This is a genomic window from Moorena producens 3L (assembly GCF_000211815.1).
GTDB classification, from domain to species: Bacteria; Cyanobacteriota; Cyanobacteriia; order Cyanobacteriales; family Coleofasciculaceae; genus Moorena; species Moorena producens.
The window spans coordinates 17,387-37,687 of sequence record NZ_GL890923.1; the positions used below are offsets into that span (position 1 = coordinate 17,387).

The 20,301-nt window shown below is 43.4% G+C and carries 12 protein-coding genes; 3 read left to right on the forward strand and 9 right to left on the reverse strand.

The genetic code is table 11. The features are described 5' to 3' along the window. Positions 1–92: 92 nt before the first annotated feature. The 5 genes from LYNGBM3L_RS15105 to LYNGBM3L_RS15125 form a co-directional block, all read right to left on the reverse strand. Positions 93–2,381, reverse strand: coding sequence for an NERD domain-containing protein (locus tag LYNGBM3L_RS15105; protein WP_008184837.1), 2,289 nt, complete (start codon positions 2,379–2,381; stop codon positions 93–95). A 183-nt stretch (positions 2,382–2,564) separates the two neighbouring features. Further along, positions 2,565–4,694: a xanthine dehydrogenase family protein molybdopterin-binding subunit gene (locus LYNGBM3L_RS15110; protein ID WP_008184839.1), complete on the reverse strand. Its 2,130-nt coding sequence runs from the start codon at positions 4,692–4,694 to the stop codon at positions 2,565–2,567. Further along, entirely contained in the window at positions 4,691–5,686 is a 996-nt protein-coding gene (locus tag LYNGBM3L_RS15115; protein ID WP_008184842.1) for an FAD binding domain-containing protein, read from the reverse strand. The genes LYNGBM3L_RS15110 and LYNGBM3L_RS15115 overlap by 4 nt, the downstream gene beginning before the upstream one ends. 5 nt (positions 5,687–5,691) lie before the next feature. Next, a complete protein-coding gene (locus tag LYNGBM3L_RS15120) occupies positions 5,692–6,252 on the reverse strand; it encodes a (2Fe-2S)-binding protein (RefSeq protein WP_008184845.1) in 561 nt (186 codons plus the stop codon). Then, on the reverse strand, positions 6,249–7,685 hold the full coding sequence (locus LYNGBM3L_RS15125; protein WP_008184847.1) for an aromatic ring-hydroxylating dioxygenase subunit alpha: 1,437 nt from the start codon (positions 7,683–7,685) through the stop codon (positions 6,249–6,251). Before LYNGBM3L_RS15125 ends, LYNGBM3L_RS15120 begins: the two co-directional genes overlap by 4 nt. 136 nt (positions 7,686–7,821) lie before the next feature. On the opposite strand from LYNGBM3L_RS15125, the gene LYNGBM3L_RS15130 reads away from it, so the two are divergent. Continuing rightward, positions 7,822–8,574, forward strand: a complete 753-nt coding sequence (locus LYNGBM3L_RS15130) for a PAP/fibrillin family protein (protein ID WP_008184849.1) — start codon at positions 7,822–7,824, stop codon at positions 8,572–8,574. A gap of 305 nt (positions 8,575–8,879) precedes the next feature. Here the strand turns inward: LYNGBM3L_RS15130 and LYNGBM3L_RS15135 are convergent, their stop codons facing one another. From LYNGBM3L_RS15135 to LYNGBM3L_RS15145, 3 genes are all read right to left on the reverse strand, one after another. Further along, entirely contained in the window at positions 8,880–10,493 is a 1,614-nt protein-coding gene (locus LYNGBM3L_RS15135) for an NAD(P)H-quinone oxidoreductase subunit 4 (RefSeq protein ID WP_044493330.1), read from the reverse strand. A gap of 386 nt (positions 10,494–10,879) precedes the next feature. Further along, entirely contained in the window at positions 10,880–11,866 is a 987-nt protein-coding gene (gene thrB / locus LYNGBM3L_RS15140) for a homoserine kinase (RefSeq protein WP_008184855.1), read from the reverse strand. Between the two features lie 615 nt (positions 11,867–12,481). Next, positions 12,482–14,278 (reverse strand): serine/threonine protein kinase, encoded by a 1,797-nt coding sequence (locus LYNGBM3L_RS15145; RefSeq protein WP_008184856.1) that lies wholly within the window; start codon positions 14,276–14,278, stop codon positions 12,482–12,484. A gap of 360 nt (positions 14,279–14,638) precedes the next feature. Between LYNGBM3L_RS15145 and LYNGBM3L_RS15150 the strand changes: the two genes are divergently transcribed. Then, entirely contained in the window at positions 14,639–17,821 is a 3,183-nt protein-coding gene (locus tag LYNGBM3L_RS15150; protein ID WP_008184858.1) for a WGR domain-containing protein, read from the forward strand. Between the two features lie 7 nt (positions 17,822–17,828). On the opposite strand, the gene LYNGBM3L_RS43610 is transcribed toward LYNGBM3L_RS15150, so the two are convergent. After that, the gene (locus tag LYNGBM3L_RS43610) at positions 17,829–17,996 is read right to left on the reverse strand and encodes a hypothetical protein (protein ID WP_154659804.1); all 168 of its coding nucleotides are present in this window, start codon (positions 17,994–17,996) and stop codon (positions 17,829–17,831) included. Positions 17,997–18,113: 117 nt separating this feature from the next. Here LYNGBM3L_RS43610 and LYNGBM3L_RS15155 point away from each other — a divergent pair, with 117 nt between their 5' ends. Then, on the forward strand, positions 18,114–19,754 hold the full coding sequence (locus tag LYNGBM3L_RS15155) for an SWIM zinc finger family protein (RefSeq protein ID WP_008184860.1): 1,641 nt from the start codon (positions 18,114–18,116) through the stop codon (positions 19,752–19,754). Positions 19,755–20,301: the final 547 nt, after the last annotated feature.

Sequence of the window (20,301 nt, forward strand, 5' to 3'; positions counted from 1 at the left end):
TTACCAAAAAGCGATCTCATCTCAACTTCTCTATACCTCCAAGATAGATCGCCCTTCTAACTCCCTATAACCAAAATAAAAACAGTAATTTTTTATTTATCAGAGAGTAAATCATCAATATCTTTATTATTGCTAAGTAACCATTTGAGAAGTTTTTTGCGTTGGTCTAATGGTAAATCTTCTGGATTGACATCTGCTCTATCTTTTAACAATTGCACAAGAGATTTTTGTGCTTTGTGTGTACGTTTTCTCCTACGCTGATTTTCATAAGTTTCAAGATTACGTTGAATTTTATTCATGTCGGGAACAATGAATTTAACACGACCAATTTCTTCTAAAATACCTTGTATTTCTCTAAATAATAACTTACTTTCTTCTCCAACACCTGTAATAGTTAACCAACCTTTAGTTCTTGTCATTGCAGTAAAAGCAATATTTCGTTGTTTGACAATATCACTTGATTTTGCAATATTTTCAAAACCGTAAACATATACAACAGATGCTTCATTGCCTTTAGCACGAAAAACACTTGTTATAGTTACACATCCCTGTGAACGAAATATATCAGCAGAAGTATCAGTTCCTATTCTGACAGATTGTATTTTTTTATTTTCTAAACCTTTATACAAATACTCATATTCTTGTTCTGCAATTTTTTTTCTACTATCTAAGGCAATAATTGCAATTTCATCAGGTTTTAATTCTTCTTCTTTAATATTTTTTTCGATGTCGTTGATTATCCATTTAAGTTCTTGCTGTCTATTCTCAAAATTTTGATATTGTATCAAATTATGATACCCTACTAATTCTTCCAGTAAATGAGGAGAATTAGACTTAGGGCGATAAAGAGTAATTTCTTGACCTGTAATTAATTCATTACTATTTACCTGTTCCACTTCATATCCTATATCTTGCCATCCACCCACTGTATTAATAAATTGAACTGCACCTCCTCTTCGTCTTAAACCTAAACCGAAAGCATGAGCAGCAATTAAAACAGGTCTAGGATTTCTATAACAATGATATAAAATCATATCTTTTTCAATCTCCCCTGGATAAACTCCATCGAGACTAACCAGTGGATTACCATCAATATCTTTTCCAAAAAGACTCTCAGCGGTTGGAATGTCTAATTCTTCAAGACTTTGAACCTCATCATATCCCCAAATTATTCTTTTGGGTTGTTTCAGTAACTCATAACATAGTCGGAAATAATTTTCACCAAAATCTTGAGCTTCATCAATAAGAATTGCATCAAAAATTTCTGGAATTTCGTTTTCATGCTCTAATAATTCGCCACAGCATCCATTAAAAGCAAATCTTCCACTAGATGTACCAAAGTAGCTTTTAGCGTTCTTAAAGTTTCTAAAATCGGTATTTACTATAGCTGTAACTTGCTGATATAGCCCAGATTGTTCTGACCCTCCCCATGCGTGAAGTATATGAATTTTATCCCAATTTGGTTGTTCTAATTCTCCTCTTGAAAATTCTTGAACAAAACGAGTGATATAATTAATAATTTGTTCGTATAGAGAGCGAGAATAAAATGTATAAACAATTGACCAATCGGGATTTTGAACGTGCATATATGCAGCTTTTTGAGCTAAAACCACTGTTTTACCTGTCCCAGCAAGCCCTCTAATTCTTTGAGGTCCAGCAGGAGTCTGAACGGCAACTTTATGTTGTTGACTATCAAAAGTTTTTATTTTTTCCTCAACTTTTCTTAGAAAAGCAGCTTTACTGTCTTGCTTTTTAGTAGGTCTGCGTTTTTTAGATTGAATTCCTTGTGAACCTGTAATTACTGCTATAGCAGTTTTCCATTCCTCAGAATCTTCTTGAAAAGGATATTTTTGTTTAATCGGTGAATTAATAATTCTTTGATATAGTTGCTCATCTTCTAAATCTCCTGAAAATATTAATTCCCATTTAGGTGCAGATAAATGATCTTGAAATCGCTTTTTCCATAGTGGTTCACTTACATATGGTAAAGCAACAAAAGCCTTACCAGCTATTTTGCAATTTCCTTGTTCATTTCTTAAAAATCCATGCTTAAACTGCTTTAATCTGTCAAGAATAGCCCACATATGCTTTTCAGCTTGGTCATAGGGTTCTATTTCGTCTTTGTACCAATCTTGCATATACCAAGTATGCCCTTCAATAGCCTCAATATTTTCTAAATAGCATCCTTTTACTTCTATGATAATTAATCCCCATTCAGGATGAATAATAATAATATCCGGTTCTAAACGAAGACCACTATATCTAGTAATGGGATAACGATGCCAACAGTAACCGGGTTGTTCATTGAATTGTCGTTTTATCGCATTCCAAACATTTTTTTCAGCTTCACTATCAAAGTTTTTTGTTGAAATAAATTCCATAAATATATTGGCTTTATAATGTGTGATTTTATAATTTGTTACAGTTTGATTTTTTTTATTCAGGTAATTAAAATAAAACTGAATAATTGAGGTATTTATTAATGCCGAATCCGTTGTTCAAGACCTCCGATTGTGGTGGAAATTACTAAAAAAAATCAAGCTACAAGGTGATAGCTTTTGCTGTCACAACAACTTATCCGGTGTAATTGGTAAATCACGGATACGTTTACCTGTAGCATGGTAAATAGCATTAGCGATCGCAGCCGATACTCCTGTAATCCCAATTTCACCCAAACCCCGTACCCCTGCGGGATTAAAGTTATAGTCAGGTTCCCCCACAAATGTCACCTGAATCCGGGGAATATCTGCATGACTGGGATAATGATAGGTGGCCAGGTCGTAAACCACAGGATAGCCAATATTGGGGTCAAAATCACAGGCTTCCATCAAGGCGTGTCCAATACCCATAATTACGGCACCTCGTATCTGAGACGCTGCAGTTTTGGCATTCATTACTCGCCCAATATTCATCACAGACACCCAACGGTTGACGCGCAAGCGGGCAATGTCTTCATCTACGCTGACTTCACAAAAATGTGCCCCCCAGGATTGGAATGCCCATTTCTTCCCCTCTTCACCGGCTGCAGAAGAGGCTGTCGCTTCAAAAGCAGCTTGTCCCGACTGATGCAGGGTGGCAAAGGCTTCTTGGGCTGTTTTCGCTTTAGCTGTCTGTAAAACCTCTTCACAAGCCCTCATGACTGCTGGTACAAGGGTTGCTGTCATTTGGGAACCACCCGCCATCCCACCATTTGGCAGTAAGGAGTCTCCCATCTCCACCCGTACCTGTTCTACGGCTAGCCCCAATACCTCGGCTGCTGTACCTGCAACAATGGTATATGCACCAGTACCCATGTCATTAGCACTAGTGAGGATATGGGCAGTACCATCGGCTAACAACCGCACTGTGACTGTGGCTGAACTCCGTAAAGCGGGGAAGGTTGATGCCGCCATGCCCCAACCAATCAGCTTACCATCACGGGTGAGGGAACGCACCTGTTTTGGTCTATCTTGCCACCCAAATTGTTCCGCACCCAGCCGCAAACATTCCCCGAAATCCTTGGCAGAGAAAGGTAAACCCTGGCGCTGGTGTTCCTTAGTTTCATTTTTTAACCGCAGTTCCACTGGGTCGATTTTTAACTCCCATGCCAATTCATCCATGGCTGATTCTAGTGCCCATAACCCCGGATTTTCCCCTGGGGCACGCATGAATGTGGGTGTCCCAACGTTCATCACCGCCAATTCCTGACGGTTTCGCAGATTGGGTGCAGCATACATAGCTGGTGTAATGCCTGTACAAGGTTCAGTAAAAATCTCAACTGGTGAGGTACAGGATTTAACCCCATGGTCGATCGCCATCAAGCTACCATCAGCATTTGCCCCTAAACGAATCGTTTGTTCTGTTTCAGACCGGTGTCCGGCGTTGGCGGTCATTTGCCGACGGCTGAGAACAACTTTCAGGGGACGTTGCAGTTGACGGGCAGCTGCTGCACCAATAATGGCATGGGGCCAAGGGAAGGCTTTAGAACCAAAACCCCCACCAATAAAAGGTGTGATAATACGGACTTTTTCCGGGGTAAGTCCAAACAGGTCTGCATAGGTACGCTGACTACCGATTACCCACTGGGATGGTTCGTAGACAGTCAGGGTGTCTGGATCTTGCCAGTGAGCAATGATAGCATGGGGTTCCATCGGTGCGTGTAGTTCGCTGGAAGTTGTGTAAGTAGCTGTAATCTCGGCTCCTACACCTGCCATAGCACTGGCAAAGTCCGCAGCAGCAAAATTCCCCTTCTCAAACGTCATCTGTTGCCCAAACATGGGTGGAGCTTCGTTAAAGGTAGCTTTGCTGGTTTCTACAATTGGTTCTTGGGTGACGTATTCTACCTTAACTAAATGGGCAGCGTGACGTGCCCGTTCAAAGGTATCTGCTACTACCAAACCAATAATCTGTCCTGCGTAGTAAATTTGGTCATCTGATAAGGGTAGTCGTGCCTCGTAGATTTTTGAGGTGAAAAAATCGTTAGCTGGTTTAGATACGGTCGGCGGGTTTTTATGAGTGAAAACTGCAATTACCCCTGGTGCTGTTGCTGCTGCTTGGGTATCAATACTTGTAATCTGCCCATGAGCAATATTAGCAGTCACCAGATAACCATGAACTAAACCGGGAATTTGATGTTCAGCAGCGTAGGTTGCTGTCCCTGTGACCTTTGCTCGTCCATCCTTGCGGTTAATATTAGTACCAGTTACTTGATTCATGCTACTCCTCCTCCTTGAGCAGAAACCATGAGGGCGCGACGAATCACCCGTTTTGCCAGTTCGACTTTATAACCGTTGTGAGTTAAAGGTTTGGCTAAGTTCAAGGCAATTTCTGCAGCCTCGGTCAATGTTGCTACATCCGCAGACTTACCAATCAAAAACTCTTCTGCTGCTGTTGCTCGCCAAGGCTTGTGTGCTACCCCACCCATTGCCAAGCGTGCAGCTTGGATTTGCTCCCCTTGCAAGTTTACCGCCGCCGCCACAGAAATTAAAGCAAAGGAATAGGAAGCGCGATCGCGTATTTTCAAATAAACCCCAGATTTCCCAAAGGATAAGCTGGGCAGAATCACAGCCGTAATTAACTCCCCTGGTTCTAAATTGGTGTCTTGCTCGGGTGTATTTCCTGGTAGACGGTGGAAATCTGTAAAAGGTATCTGCCTTTGCCCTTGGGGACTTGCTACTTCCACCACCGCATCCAATGCAGCTAGGGCAACACACATATCTGACGGGTGGACTGCTACACACTGCTCGCTGGCCCCAAGGATGGCATGAGTACGGTTAATTCCCGTGATTGCGGGGCAGCCTGTCCCTGGTTGCCGTTTATTACAAGCAAAGGCGGTATCGTAATAATATGGACAACGGGTACGTTGCAGCAGGTTTCCCCCCACTGTAGCCATGTTGCGAATTTGCTGAGATGCGCCAGAGAGAATTGCCCTAGCTAACATGGGATAGTTGCGGCGAATATCACTATTGTCTGCCACTGCGGTATTACTAACTAGCGCTCCCAGACGCAGACTACCATCAGCCATCGGTTCAATGTTCTGCATCTGTAACCGAGAGATATCAATCAGTTGCGATGGCTGATCTAAGAATACTTTGAGACGGTCAACTAAATTCGTTCCACCAGCGATAAACATGGAGTTTTGGTCAGCAACTGCCTGGTTTACCGCATCTAACCAGGATGTGGCACGGGTATAGGTGAAGTTATTCATGATGCTTAGTTATTTCCAGATTCACTAACCATAACCACTGCCACAGGAGAGGGTGGTTTTTGTCCAATTACCTGCTGTACGGCTGCCACAATACCATTGTAAGCACTGCATCGGCAGAGATTCCCACTCAGTCGTTCCTTAATTTCCGCCTCGGAGAGTTCAGCTAGTTGTGGAGGACTATGCAAATCTGGTGTCACCGCGCTAACACAACCCCGTTTAACTTCCTCCAAAAGAGCCACAGAAGCGCAAATTTGCCCTGGGGTACAATAGCCGCATTGGAAGCCATCATTGTCAATAAATGCCTGCTGCACCGGATTGAGAGTATCCCCTGTTGCCAAGCCTTCAATCGTAACAATCTCCTTACCTTCTTGCATGGCTGCCAAAGCGAGACAGGAATAAACTCGCTGACCATCAATTAAAACAGTGCAAGCTCCACATTGTCCATGATCGCACCCCTTTTTACTCCCGACTAATCCCAAATATTCACGCAGAGCATCTAGGAGTGTTAGACGGGGTTCAATGGTGAGGATGTGCTGTTCACCATTAATGGTAAGAGTCACATTCATCTAGGCTTCGCCTCCTTGTAAACTTTCTCTGGCCAATTACGGGGTGGAATTTCCCTTCCTTTGTAAAATTGCCGCTCCAACTTACCCAAAGCCAACCAAACTCCCCCACTCATTAAAACAGCTACAGTCAAAATAATAACAGTAACAATAGATACCTGAGGGTGAATAAATACCAGTAACGGAAGCAATACCCAAACCAGTGCAGTCCCTACAGCTAATCCCAGCCTTAACCGTTGCAAGTTCCCTAAAGCCCCACGACAACTCGCGCATTTTTGCGTGTGGGAATGATACCTTTCTAAGAGAACTTCCTTAGGTAGTGATGGTGGTAGAGTTTTTCCTGGAAATGGGTCGATACTATAATGATTAACCCAAAAACGCAACTGGAATACAAATAGGTCGGCTTTAGTTGGCAAATAAAACGCTTTATTAAAATTACCACTACCCCCTTGTTGTTCGATATATCTTTCTTGGTAATGCAAGAAAATCTGATCATCTTCCAAAACATTATTTTGCCCAATATGGGAATACCAGCGAGGAGTTAGTTTCAGAAATAACCTTGGTAATTTGGAGGAAAACTTAAAAGGAAAGCGGGCAAATAGCCGACACTCTCCCTTGCGAATGGGAGTCGCGTACACAACTGTTAGTGTCCTGCCAAACTGCTTGGAGGTGAGGTCATGCCACATCAGTCCAGGAGCAATAAAGGTAGTATCCTGTCGTCCTAGGGTTCCTTTACGGGGACCTTCTGCCCAAACCCCTTTAAATCCGCACTTCCCGGATTCTACAACCTCCAATTCCACAGGAGATACATTAGCGCGGTTACCGACACTGCGGTGGTGGGTGTAAGGAATATGACTGGGATCGAGTACATTTTCCATCAATGTTAGGGCATCATAAGGCAAATCCCGAAACGTATTCAAGCAAACCCAACCGTCCGGGTCTTCTTCTAAGGCATCAACAATAGGAACCTTAGTTTTAGCCGCATTCTCAGCAAGTCCCGGATAAACAAATAACAATCCTTGAGCAATTTTAGTCGGTAGTGAATTGACACAGGCACGTTGGGAAATTTCAGCCTTTCCCCTTTCTTTTTGCTGTGGAATGACCTCACACTGGCCTGTTCCGGAAAAAGCCCAGCCATGATAGGGACATTCTAGCCGTCCATCCTGATTAATTCTACCTTCAGACAGTGGAGCCAAACGGTGTGGACATTGATCGACAAACGCTCGCCACATCTGTTCATGCTTGTCCCACCAGAGGACAATATCCTGCTCTAACAAAGTGAAGCGAGTGGGCTGGGATTTGTCTAAATCTTCGACGTAAAAAACAGGATACCAAACTTCTTCCCAGTCAAAAAAATCTGAATTATAGCCACCTAATCCCAGTTTTTTCACTGCCTTATTTTGAGAGGTTACGGACTGTAAAACGCTGCTAGACATAGTAGGATTATTTTGTAAATTATTGGATTATTAATCAGAATAAATGTAACAAAATTTAAAAAAATAGTCAATAAAAAATTAACAATATAGGATGATATAAAGTAGCATCATCAGGACAGCTAAAATTTTCAATGATATGGTAGTCGTAGATTCAGAAAAACGTACATCAGCTAAAACAGCCTTGCGTCAAGTGCTTGCCGCTTGTGGTGGAAATACTAAGCATGAAGCCGTAATTGCTGCAATTAATCATTTATCTCAACTCAATCCCACAACAGCACCAACACGTCATGGGGAACTCCTGGATCATGAATGGTTGTTAATTAGCACACCTAATTTTCCCGGAGGAGAGCAACTGGCAGAGGGTCAGTATGCTTACACTCTCGGTCGTCTTGCGTTTAATATGTTTCAACCCACAGGATTAAAACTGGTGATTGACCGAGTTCTCCAACCTGTATTTTTGTTGGGAGATGGTCAACAGCGTAGTCATGATATCGTTGTGGAATTTACGACCGTTGATGAGTCTATGGCTCAAATCAAGGGAATTGTACGCAACCAAGGCGTTTGTTATCCCGTTAGTGATTGGGTGTTACAAGTACAATTTACAGGAGCTATTTTAGCCCCCCATCCATCAACAAATCTAAAAGATTGGCAAGCAATTTTTGGTGATCAATGCCCATCTTCACAGAAAAGTTGGACAGAAAAATTGATGTCTGGTTTTTTGAAGTTGATGTTCGGTTTAGTACCCCCCCAAGAGATGAACCCAGATACTGGAGAATTAGCATTTACCATGAAGCGATCGCCCAAAGGTCGTCTACAAATTCTCTATCTGGATGAGGAACTCAGAATAACTCGTGGGGAAAAGGGTACAGTTTTAGTCTGTGAAATTTAGTCTGTGAAATCCACAGGTGCGACCCCTCGCGAATTTAATTCTTAATGGGTGAAGCGCACCTACTAATTTTAAAAGCCATACAGCAATGGAAAATGGGGTTTATCAGACTCGCGTTTTGCCTCAAAAAAGTAAGATGCACCCGATTTGTTGGGAGCATCTCATTTTGGCAAATATATCGTTTTATTTTTGCTGTAGAATCACCATGATATAGCTATTTGCGGTATGTTTCTTCCAAAGTTAGATGCTCCTACTTGGTTTGGGGCGTTCTTTTTGTTTAACTCCCGCTAATCGCAAACAGGAACTAATCAATACTGGGTAACCCCAAGAATAGGTTGAGCCTTGGTTTTGGCTAACTGTGGCGCTGTGAAGGTACCAGAGTATAGAGGTGATTCCTCTTGAACAATGAGTGGTAAGGATTGGCGCATTTGAGCAGCAACCGCTACAGTTTTTACATCATAGGTTTGAGTGACTAGCTTCGGATAAAGACCGATCCCAATAATAGGGATTAACAGACAAGCGGTAACGAAAATTTCGCGAGCCTTGGCATCCCCTAGGTATTTCTCAATAATTATGCCAGAGTTATTTTTACCGAAAAATACTTGTCTGAGTAGTGAAAGCAGATAAATCGGAGTTAGGATTAATCCCACTGCGGCTAAGAGAACGATGACGACTTTGAAAGATGAGCTGTAGACACTGCTAGTGGTGACTCCAAGAAAGACTGACAACTCACCCACAAAACCACTCATTCCTGGTAAGGCTAGGGATGCCATGGAACCAGCAGTGAAAAGGGCAAATGCTTTGGGCATTTCTTTCGCCATTCCTCCCATTTTTGCCATCGCTAGGGTATGAGTACGCTCGTAGGTGACACCAGATAGGAAGAATAAGGCAGCAGCGATTAACCCATGGGAAAGCATTTGTAAGATAGCTCCATTCATTCCTAATTCAGTGAACGAAGCAATGCCAATCAATACAAAACCCATGTGGGAAATTGACGAGTAAGCTAGTCGTCGTTTGAGATTGTCTTGGCTAAAGGCAAGCAAAGCACCGTAGATAATATTGACCACACCTAATACTGCTAGCACTGGTGCGAAGTAAGTATGGGCATGAGGAAGCATTTCTAGATTCATGCGCATCAGTCCATACCCACCCATTTTCAATAAGACCCCAGCTAATATCATCGAGACTGGAGCAGAAGCTTGGCTGTGTGCATCTGGTAACCAGGTATGTAGCGGAAAAATCGGCAACTTGACACCATAGGCAATTAAGAAACCCGCATAAGCTACTAGTTCCAAAGCTATCGGGTAATGCCGATTCCCTAGGGTTTGCATGTCAAAGGTCACTGTATCTCCAGCAAACGCCATCACTAGCGCGGCGACCAGGATAAAAACTGAACCTGCTGCTGTGTAAAGAATAAACTTGGTTGCGGCGTAGAAGCGTTGTTTTCCTCCCCATATAGAAATGAGCAAGTACACTGGCAGCAACTCTAATTCCCACATTAGGAAAAACAACACTAAATCTTGAGCTGCAAACACCCCGAGCTGGGCGCTATACATGAACAGCATCAAGAAGTAAAACAGACGCGGTTTATGGTTAATCTTCCAAGCCGCAACAATAGCTAAGGTAGTGACTAAGCCACTTAACACAATCAGAGGCATCGATAAGCCATCGACTGCTACAGACCAACTAATGCCAAGCTGGGGTATCCACGTATAACTTTCCCTGAGCTGAAATTCGGAATTTTGGAAATTGTAATGATGCCAAAACCCATAGATGATTAGGACAAAATCCAGAACGGCTACACCTAGGGCATACCAACGAATCATCCTCAGCCACTTGCTGGGAATGATCGGAATCACCAAAGATGCCACTAGGGGCAGCAGAATAATCGTCGTTATCCAAGGAAAATTCACGGAGACCATAGCTAAGAATAAATACCTATTGCCACATGATTTCAGTATATTAAGTAAAGTAAAGTTTTGCAAAGGTTCTTTACCAAAAAACCAAAAAAAACTTTTTCAGTAGCCATTGCTACCGAAAAAGTAAAGAATTGTTAAAATTTTAGGTTAAGGTGGGTCACCCCCAGAACCCTTATGGTATAGGGTCATATCAAGTCAGGTGGAATACCCATAATTAGAGGGAGGGTCGGAAGTGTGGGGAGGGTGGGACGTGTGGGGAGATGGGGAGATGGCCAGATGGGGGAGATTTTTATTAAGGGTAATTATCCCGAGATGATATAAGAGGTTTGGGGTAATCAGAAGCAATTACCAACTATAACCAGCAGGGGGTCATACCATGGGATGTGGTATTAGCTACTTAATTCCAGAGCAATCTTGGTGCCTTGGCAATCTAGAGAAAGCGATCGCACTTGAGCCTGAATCCCGGCATCGGTCCAAGCTACCGCCATTGCCTCCTGAACCGCTGGTGCTTGGGACTCACTCACCAAAGCCAACAAAGTAGGACCTGCCCCACTAATCACCATGCCATAGGCTCCAGCATCCAAAGCTGCCGCCTCCACAGCGTCATAACCAGGAATCAGTTTTTGGCGATAAGGCTGATGTATCCGGTCTTGCAAACCGACCCGTAACCAATCCCCCTTACCAGACTCCAAACCCCGCAACAACAACCCCAAACTGGCCACATTCAAAACTGCATCAGCACGGCTATAGCTATCAGGCAACACCTGCCGTGCCTCCTGTGTTGAAAGCTCGAAATCGGGAATTGCCACCACCGGCACCAGATCAGAAGACCAAGCAACATCACAAACTACCCAATCCTGTTGTTGTGCTTCTGGTTCTTGGGGTCTTTGGGGTTTCATCACCAAACCTCGACCGGTCAAACGACATCCCCCCAAAAGCGCTGGAACCACATTATCAGGATGCCCCTCAATTGCGATCGCTAACTCCATTACCTCCTGCTGAGAAAGAGGTTTACCCGCTAACTGATTTGCAGCAATCAATCCTCCAACAATCGCTGTTGCCGAACTGCCCAATCCTCGTGCCAAAGGCACCCCCAAATCAATCTCTAGGTGTACCGGAGGCGGAGTTTTTCCCAGACGCTCATATAAGGTCACAAAGGCTCGATAGACAAGATTACTCTCATCTCTACTCACCTTCTTGGCTTCCACACCAGTAACATCAATCTTAAGCTTGACTGATCCAGAATTTACCGACTCCAGGCGAGTGACTTTAAACTGGTTATATACAGTTAACGCTGCGCCTATGCAATCGAAACCTGGTCCTAGATTAGCGGTAGTACCGGGCACAATAACCCTGACCGTAGAAACAACAGACATTTGACAATATTCTGAACTAAATAATCTTGCCCTAAAAATTGCTCTCCTGTCTACCTGCTTTGGTACATTTATTTACAGTTGGCTGCACGTAAGTGATTTTTTTTTGAATAAACGACACCAAGGCAGAAGTGAGAACGATTAATGATCTATGGTAATCTTGAATCAGTGTATTCTCAGCCTGTGAAAAATTCGATAAGTCGTGAGTGGAGAGCGTGCTGATAGAGCATGTTTGAAATCATCAAAGGCCGATCAGCTGCTAGGGGAGTTCTACATTAATAAAACCTGTTACTCCAAAGCCAAATTATTAAACACCTATAAAATTACAAAATTTTATAAGATACCAAGTTTTGTTAATCACTAAGCAAAATAGCTGAGCGCTTTCTGATAATGGGTAATAGGGCATAATAAATTACCTAATTAAATATAAAATATAATAGCGGTTTCCGTGGTTGAATGTTAATTGTTAAACATTGTTAAACATTGTTAAACATTGTTAAACGTTGTAGATAAAGCATAGTCCCACAAAGAAAAGGGAGTCAAGATCTATTATTTTGTTGCGGTCACAAAAAACTGAGTGGAAGCAATAGCGCGATCGCTCCTGCAAATAAATACCCTCTAAGGCTTGATCAAATTTCTCTCTAATTTCCGATAGGTTTTGACTTGCCGCAGACGCTCTAATGGTGGATAGAGAATCATCACACCTAAGGGAACTGCTGTCACTAAAATGGCGATCAGTACCAACACATTTAAAAATCCTAGTTTCAAACCGATACCTAAACTAATCCCCAAGGCTACCGATAACACAGGCACTCCTAGGGCTAAGATTTTACTAAACCCACGCTTTCGGCAGCTTTGAGCTACTCCTTCCCCTTCAAAGGCTGCCATAAACACTACCGCATCCACTGCTGCAAAGGTAGCAATCGCGCTATCCGTAGCGCGAAACTTGGCACCAAATCCAGCTACCAACAGGGCTGCTACTCCAGCAAAAAACACTGCTGCTACGGTATCCATAGCCTTTAACGGAATACTAAATCTGGCTCTGACTTTTGCTACCAGTTTCGAGACCATCCCAGATGTCACAGCCGCAGTCAATCCCAGCATTGCCACCAAGACTGAAACAAAAGTTGCGATCGCAATCCCGATTGTCCCACTGTTACTCACAATTCCCTCCCAAGCCGTAGTTTCTACCCACGTAGCTGTAGTAGCTAAGCCAATCAATAGCGCTAGGGATAGATAGGGAAGTTTTTTCGTGGCAATTGGTACCGGAGCAGTATGGATTTTCAGGGGTAAAACCTGAGTTGAGTGTTCAGCATTAGTGTGAATTAATACCTCGCGCTCATAGGTTTGGTCTGCCATCAGCTTACTGGTATCTATCGTAATGTGGCACAACCCTTGATTACCATTAACATCAGCTGTGTCCAATCGAATCCAGTCATGGAAGTAGGGAGTATGGGGTGGGTCACTGACATGGGGAGCAATTTGCCAGCGGCTTTCTAAGGCTGTGTCTGGAACTGTGTTACAAATCGTAATAGTTTTTGTCAGTTTTTCCCCTAATTTTTTAGCCCTCAACTCTAGATAAGGTTGGGATAGTTTTGCCTCTGGAATCCGGATGACGTAGATTGGCTTAAGGGCTTCTAAAGCCGTTTCAGCATCAGGAAAACGGTCTTTATGTTTCAGCTCTACCATCCTTTTCAGCCACTCCAGCCAACTCAAACTTACTTGAGGTAGACGATGCTGAAAATTGAGACAATAGTCTTCATCAATTAAAGTATTAATCGTAGTCGATGGAGTACCAGTTAGTAAACAAATCAAGGTCGCTCCTAACCCATATAAGTCTGACGCTTTACTTAGGGCTTTATCAAATAACTGTTCCGGAGCCATAAACCCGATAGTGCCTTTGGCTACACTACTCACCGCTAGTTCACTATCACCAATCCGAGCCAAGCCGAAGTCTACCAAAAAAACATTGATCGTCTCATCTACTAAGATATTTTCCGGTTTGATATCTCGATGAATGATCGGAGGAATCCGATGTTGTAGGTAAACCAGAATGTTGAGTAACCCAACCGCGATTTGCTTAATCTCCTCCGGGTCAAAACTACGAGGTACAGCCAAGGAAGGAGCATGTTTGTATTCTTGTATCAAACAACAGCCCCTAGTGGTTTGGAATGACCCTAAGTAACGGGGGATACCGGGATGATTCAGTCCCCGCAAAACTTGAATTTCCCCTTCTATGGTCTCATAGTCTGACCAGTTACTGTTGCGTTGAGCAAACTGAAACTGCTTGATCACTACCAATTGGTGATTGACCTGGTTTCGGGCTAGGTAGGTCACTCTCCCACCAGCGCGATTATGACCCAATTCCCTGATCACTTTGAAATCATGACTGGATAAGTCTAGAAAATTGCTCATGAGTCTATCGGGTACATCAGAGTCAAGCTACGCAGCAATGGGCAAGTTTTAATCGTAAGCATTCAGCCGTCAGCCGTCAGTGGTCAGTAGTCAGTAGTCAGTAGTCAGTGGTCAGCCGTTGGCCAATGGCCACTCAAGTAGCGTGCGCGTAGCGCATAAGTTGAGAGCTGAGAGCTGAGAGCTAAGAGCTGAGAACTGAGAGCTGAATGGTTACTTTTAATCCTTTCAGTTAGGCTGGGCTTACCGTGCTTCTATTTACGATAGCTTGCTAATTGGGGAACGGGAGCGACTAGATAATTTTTTTAATATGGTGGTAATGACAGGCGTTTCTACTTCTAACTGGGTTTTCCCTGATCTCCTATGAAACTGATCAAACGCACTACGCTCCATTATCAAGCTGGTAACTCAGATAAAATCTACGAAGTCGATCTCTGTGATTTCGGTAACGAGCAGTATATCGTTAACTTTCGCTATGGACGCCGTGGCAAGACCTTGAAAGAAAGTTCAAAAACTGCTCAGCCGGTAGCTTTAGCTAAAGCACAACAAGTGTTTGATCAGTTAGTTGGCTCAAAACTCAAGAAAGGCTATCAAGATGTAACTGAAGCATCAAGTAGTCAGACTCAAGAAGAGGTTAATGACTTAATTAGCAGTAACTTAGTTACCAAAGACCCACGCCATCAAGCCATTCTCAACGCGATTGCAAATCCAGATAGTAGTAAAGGCTCTAGTAAATGGTCCCAAACCCGAGCGATATGGCGGGCTGGAGAATTAAAAATTCGTGAAGCTACGCCCTTAATTATCCCTCTGATTGGCACTGATCAACCCTTAAAAGACTACTGCATTGCTTGGGCTTTAGGATGGTGTGGTGATGAGCATGTAATTCCTCATCTCCAACGCTTGTATGAAACCCCTTCAACTCCAGACTTTGTCAAGCGGATTGCTTGGGAAGCCTGGATGAAACTCTGTGATCCATCAACTCAAGAACGGTTGCGCTCTCAACAGATAGAGCAATTGCCTGCCGAATTGCAATCCCATATCGAAAGCGATAATCCTGCTGACTTCTCTAATGCCCTAGTTACCTATCTAGACAGTAACGACTATACTCGTTTTGGTGTTCTCGATACCCTATATCAAATTAATAATGCTCAAGTGCGTCCAGCACTACTAAACCTATTACGCACTGCTCCCCTACGCCCCAACTACTTCAAAGCCATTCGCCACATATTCAAGATTGCCGAATATCGACAAGATGCGGAAGTATTTGGCATTATCGCCTACCGCCTAGACACCGAGCCACCAATGTTTCGTCAGTCTTATTGGCATCGATATTACTGGGACAGAAATAGTCGCAAATATCTTCCCCGTTCCAATTACCTCGGTAGTCCTGATGCTAAACGGGCTTACAGCAACGTAACTCGTGACTATCTACGGCGGCGGGTATGGCGGACTCTCAGGAAATTGGGTGAAGAATGCGATCGCCTTTGGCACGGCAGAGCCGAACGCAATTACATAAATCTAGCCCTAGAGGTATTACTGAAATATTCTGATTCTGATGCAGTACCCGCCAGAACATCAACCTTCTATCGCTGGAACTACTCCAACGGTCGTCGCACCAGCTACACTCGCAACTGGGACAGCTATGCCGGTTACTTAACCTTTAACCATATTCTCTATACCAATAGTCCCCGTTACGTATTAATGCCCAACAGCCAGGCATGGCGTTGTCGAGACAACTACAAACCCGGTGATCCAGAGCCAGATGTCCGAGAAGAAGCCTTTCCTAAACTTTGGGAGCAACATCCAGACGCACTGCTACAGTTATTATTAGAAAGCCACTGTCATCAAGTTCATCAGTTTGCCGCCAAAGCCTTGAGGGTATGTCAGTCATTCTGTAATCAAATCGATACAGATACTGTAATCAGACTAGTTAACAAACCCTACCCAGTAACCGCTCAACTCGGCTTTGAACTAGCAACACAAAAATATAATTCCGATAATCCCGACAATCCTAACCTAGACTTATTACTTGCCTTAGCCAACTGCCAGTTTCCACCAGCTCGTACTCAAGCCCATCAGTGGATACAAGCAATACCAACTCACTTGATTACCGCCAGCCAGCTGATCATCCCTTTAGTGATCAGTCAACACTCCGATACCCGTACCTTTGCCCGTCAGTTACTGACTCAATCAATAGTAAGTGAAGCAACAGCCAAAGTATTAATCGGGCGAATGATTGCAGCAGTACTCGCACTAGAACCAACTCAAACCGATATCGGCAAAGACACTGCTCAAACCCTGCTTCTAGGTTTTACCCCCCAACTCCGGACATTGGGTATGGGAGTAGTACTAGATCTCCTCCAACACCCCATGCCAGAAATCCAGGAATTGGGAGCAAGAATCCTATTCAATCACGAAACTCCTGCCGCTGACTTACCACCCAAATTAATTGAATCACTCCTCAACGCTTCCCATCAGTCAGTGCAAGGGATTGGGGTTCAGATTTTCGGTCAACTTCCCGATCAACGGTTGCTACAAGACTACGACTTAGTATTAGCGATCGCAACCAATCAACAAGCACACTTGCGTCAAGGTATTCGTCCAGTAATTCAGCGCTTAGGAAAATTATATCCAGAATTTGTCACTCAGCTAGCCACAGAAATCATTAGCCTATTGCAGCTACCAGAAAGACATCAAGGTGTTCACCAAGATTTAGTCCAACTGCTACGAGAAGACTTACCCAGCTGGATGACTATGATTACCAAAGACAACGCGATGGAACTTCTCCAAGCCAAATCATCAGCCGCTCAAGAATTAGTAGGATTAGTACTCCAAGCTAACTATACCACTTGGGGATTAGAATTAAAAATTCCTGACATTGTTAAACTAGCCAATCATGAAATCCTATCCGTCCGTCAAGCCGCTTGGACAATGATTGAGCAAAGGCTCAACCGTATCCGTAGCAATTCTCAAGACATGTTAGCCGCAGTGCGATTACTAGAAGCAAAATGGCAGGATTCCCGAGAATTTGCTACCAAACTCTTTAGCCAACAAATTACCGAACAAGACTGGACACCTGAAGTCATGGTCAGTATTTGTGACAGTACTCGGGATGATGTTCGTCAATTTGGGCGGAATTTAGTCCTACGTACCTTTCAGCAGAGTTATGGTCAAGATTATCTGCTTAAATTTAGTGAACATCCCAGCCAAGACATGCAGCTATTTGCCACTAACTATCTAGAACAGTATGCCGTAGATAATCCCGACCGTTTGCAAGACTTAATCCCTTACTTTATCAGTATTTTGTCTCGGGTTAATCGCGGACGAATTGCTAAACAGCGCGTCTTCGCATTTCTAGAAGCTGAAGCCCAAAAAAGCCAAGCAGCTGCTAAAATAGTAGCAGAAATATTAACACGACAATCCATCACAATGGCTATTGGTGATAAAGCCCGTTCAATTCAGCTCATGCTTAAAATTCACCAAAACTATCCTACTATTCCTCTTCCTATTCAGGTTAAACCAGTATCCGAATTAAGAGGAGTGTAGGGATTTATCAGTTGTGTATTGTAGGGAGTCGGGAGTCAAGCACACCGAGGGAGTCGGGAATAGGGAGTAGCGATAGTACGAGAAACCCTATAGCATTTTCAACTATATCCTGATCGCTTATGAAACAAAGTAATGATTCAGGATAACACCAAAAAATCTTATTATCTATTTCCATTATCTATTTCATAATTTTCCCGATTCTAAATTCTAAATTCTAAATTCTAAATTCTAAATTCTAAATTCCCGATTCCCTTCTTAACAATAAAAAAAATACTTCAATACCCTAAAAACCATGGAATTTAACTACGCCTATAAAAATAGTACAGCAGTTAGCGATCGCGGCAGCAGCACCCAAATGTCCTTCTCCCCAGACACCAAGCGTCCTCCCACTTACTTCATTGGTGAATTAGGGAAAAATGTAGCCTTTCGAGAAGCCATCAGCGCCCTACATGACGTAGTATTTTCCGATTTACGCTTCAAACCCAAAGACAGAACCGAGTATAAACAATGGCGTGCCAACCAAGACCAACAAGACTGGCAACTCATAGCCGCACAACGCCAAGACATCGCCAATAAAATTAAACCCTTACAAGCAGAACTAACTCAATTAAATCAGAACCGATATCAACGATTATCCACCTTTTATAAAGCCAGACAACAGTACTACAATTACCTCTATCAGAAAGACCGTGATGCCTGGTTTGTCCTCGATCCAGTAATTACCGTTCATCCCGATGAAGTCTTCTTTGAATGTTTCAGCCAAGATGAATCCAGTTATGGGCGACTAGGAGCCAGCTACGAAGTTTTTAAAACTATCAACGAATTCGCCTGCGGTACAACAAACATAGATTACTCCGCCGCCCTTTACAACGAATTTCAAAAAATCCGCAGTTACAAGACAACCCAATTTGAAATTGACCCCTCCGGTTTTGAAGTAAAAACCACCCATGAAGCAGCATTTAAAGAAGTCAAAATTGACCTACCAGACAGTTGGGTAAGAGGATTTCTACAAGTCAGTTCCGCCATGGCCTTACCCGCCACCACCTTTGACTTGCAGCCCATGGATATTCACAATATCTGTTTTGTGTTGCGTCGCCACAAAGAAAAAACTGGCCCACGGGGAATGCGTTACCATCTCAAACCAGGAGAACCCGTGCGAATAGTATTTGAGCCTTGGAACATCGAAGTAGTCTGTTCGCGATCGCCCTATCAAGGTTCATCAGAACAGGTCATCCGAGTTTGGGGACGCCGCCGCCTCCACATCCTAGAACGTCTTATCCCCATTGCCAACAAATTTACCATTCACCTACTCGGAACCGGTATGCCATCCTTTTATGTAGCTGACCTAGGGGATATGTCCTTTACCCTCGGCTTATCAGGATGGACAGCTAACGATTGGGCACAAGCGGGTAACTTTGACTTAATGGCACCCCGTGCAGATGTAGACCAGTGGACTCAACAACTCATTTTTGACGCACTCAGAGAAAACTGGGTCGAAAGTCCCCACAGTCTCGCCCAGCGCTTAGACTTAAGCCCGACTGCTGTCCTAGGTGCCTTAGGAGCTTACACCCAAGCCGGACGAGCCATTTACGACTTAAACAAGCAAGTATATCGAGTCCGGGAACTATCTCGAGAGCCCTTACCCATGGAACGGTTACGGTTTGCCAATCAGCGAGAAGAAACAGCAACCCGCTTCTTAAGTAACAATGCCGTACAAGTAACCTCAGTAAAAGACACTCAAGGTACACTCCAGCTACAGGGAAATGTCAGAGATAAAAGCAAAACCTATAATCCCGCTTTGACAATTGATCCCGATGAGCGTATAATAGCGGCAGAGTGTACCTGTAATTGGTATCAGCAAAATAAGCTGTACAAAGGTCCTTGTGAACACATTCTGGCGTTGCGGATGCAGCACGCTCGTCAGTCTCAATAAATCACGTCCATTCCAGCAGTTGGTAAACAGCCTTGCAATCTGGGCGGTGGATCGCCGTCCCTGCGATAAGTTCAACCACGCATCACTAGCCTGCTCGTGACTGTGCGGGCTATCGGGTGCTATCGCTATTACGGTTTCGTTTTCCTAAAACTAATTAGCGATAGCACCCGAGCCCGCTTGAGTTGAGCAGTCTAGTCCGAGGGAGTTTACGAAGGGGTAACCAACGGATTGGGCGTGTTTTTTTGGTGTTGCTTAATCTGGGAATGGTTAACCAGAAAAGGTAATTTTTTGAGATTTGAAATATAGTCATTTCAAATAACAATGGAACACTTTTTCGTATGAAACCCAATTAGAGCAATAAATAGTTTTCTCAATATAAATTGAAATGACTCTAATAAATAAGAAGGGCATTGCTTGATTGAGCAATGCCGATACTTTTGCTCCATCTTGGATAGTGAGTTGAAGAATTGATGGTAGAATTACATTCTCTTTTACCTAAAACTAATGAATCGAGTTGCCCAACTAACCATAAAAAAACCATTAACAA